Below are 1,383 nucleotides of genomic sequence, written 5' to 3' on the forward strand. Positions count from 1 at the left end.
AAAATTGATGGGGTGGACGCCCCCCGATGGCATCTATGTGCCAAGATGGTGGTGTCGAACGACCATCGAAGGGAGGCGTCCATGGGCGAGGTTACTACGATTGGCCTGGATATCGCAAAGCAGGTTTTTCACGTGCACGGGGCGGATGGTTCGGGCGCGGCTTTGTTCAGCCGGAAGCTGACCCGGGGGAAGCTGCTCGGCTATTTTGCCACGCAGCCGCGCTGCCTGGTGGCGATGGAGGCCTGCGGGAGCTCTCATCACTGGGGCCGCGAGCTGCAGCGGATGGGGCATGAGGTTCGGCTGATCCCGCCGGCTTATGTGAAGCCGTTCGTGAAGCGCCAGAAGAACGATGCGCGCGATGCCGAGGCGATCTGCGAGGCGGCGCAGCGGCCGACCATGCGGTTCGTTACGGTCAAGTCCGAGGCGCAGCAGGCCAGCGCGGCGGTATTCCGGGCGCGTGATCTGCTGGTGCGCCAGCGCACCCAACTCATCAACGCGTTGCGCGGTCTCCTCGCCGAGTACGGCCTGGTGGCGCCGCAAGGACGCGCGCGGGTCGCCCAGCTGATCGCCGATCTCGAGGATCCCGCCTGCACGCTTCCCGAGGCGGCACGCGGCACCTTCCTAGTTCTGGTCGATACCATCCGATCGCTCGACACGCGCATCGATGGCTTTGAGCGCGAGATCGCACAGCGGGCGAAGCAGGATGACGATGCCAGGCGGCTGGTCACCATTCCCAGTGTCGGACCGGTTATCGCCACCGCGGTCCTCGCACTGGCGCCGCCTGCGCAGTCGTTTGGCCGCGGCCGCGACTTCGCCGCCTGGATGGGTCTCACGCCGCGACAGCGATCGACCGGGGGGAAGGAGCAGCTCGGCAAGATCACCAAAGCCGGCGAGCGAACGCTGCGAAGGCTGCTGATCATCGGCGCCGCCGCCGTCGTGCGCCACGCCAGCAAGAACGGCGCACCGGAAGGATCCTGGCTCGCCAGGATGCTGGAGCGAAAGCCGCGCATGCTGGTCACGGTCGCCTTGGCCAACAAGACCGCACGGATCATCTGGGCGCTGCTCGCCAAGGGCGGCGTCTACAAGGCTCCGGCCGTAGCCGCCTGAGGCGGGGACGGACGCGAGGTCGTCGAAGCACAAGCGAGCGAAGGAGGCATGGCACAACCGTCGGCGAGACGGGGTTGGACGAACCAGCTTTAGTCAAAGTGCCGTCGAGCACGCAAAGTTGATCTGGCTCCAGCCCGCGAACTCCCATGCAGGCCCGCAGCCCCATCGCTGCAAACAGAGGCCGGACAGATGGCAGCATCCGACAACGTGCCACGCCCGAAAAACCGCTTGCGCTGTAGGGGGCGTCCACAGATGATGAAATTGACGACCCCCAGG

Annotated in this window: 1 protein-coding gene; it reads left to right on the plus strand. The window is 66.0% G+C overall.

Annotated features, from left to right (window positions below; genetic code table 11):
* Positions 1-81 precede the first annotated feature (81 nt).
* Positions 82-1,107: an IS110 family RNA-guided transposase gene (locus DDE10_RS23100; protein WP_114955163.1), complete on the plus strand. Its 1,026-nt coding sequence runs from the start codon at positions 82-84 to the stop codon at positions 1,105-1,107.
* The last annotated feature ends 276 nt before the right edge of the window (positions 1,108-1,383 follow it).

This window comes from Sphingosinicella terrae (genome assembly GCF_003347635.1).
In the GTDB taxonomy this organism is placed as follows: Bacteria; Pseudomonadota; Alphaproteobacteria; order Sphingomonadales; family Sphingomonadaceae; genus Allosphingosinicella; species Allosphingosinicella terrae.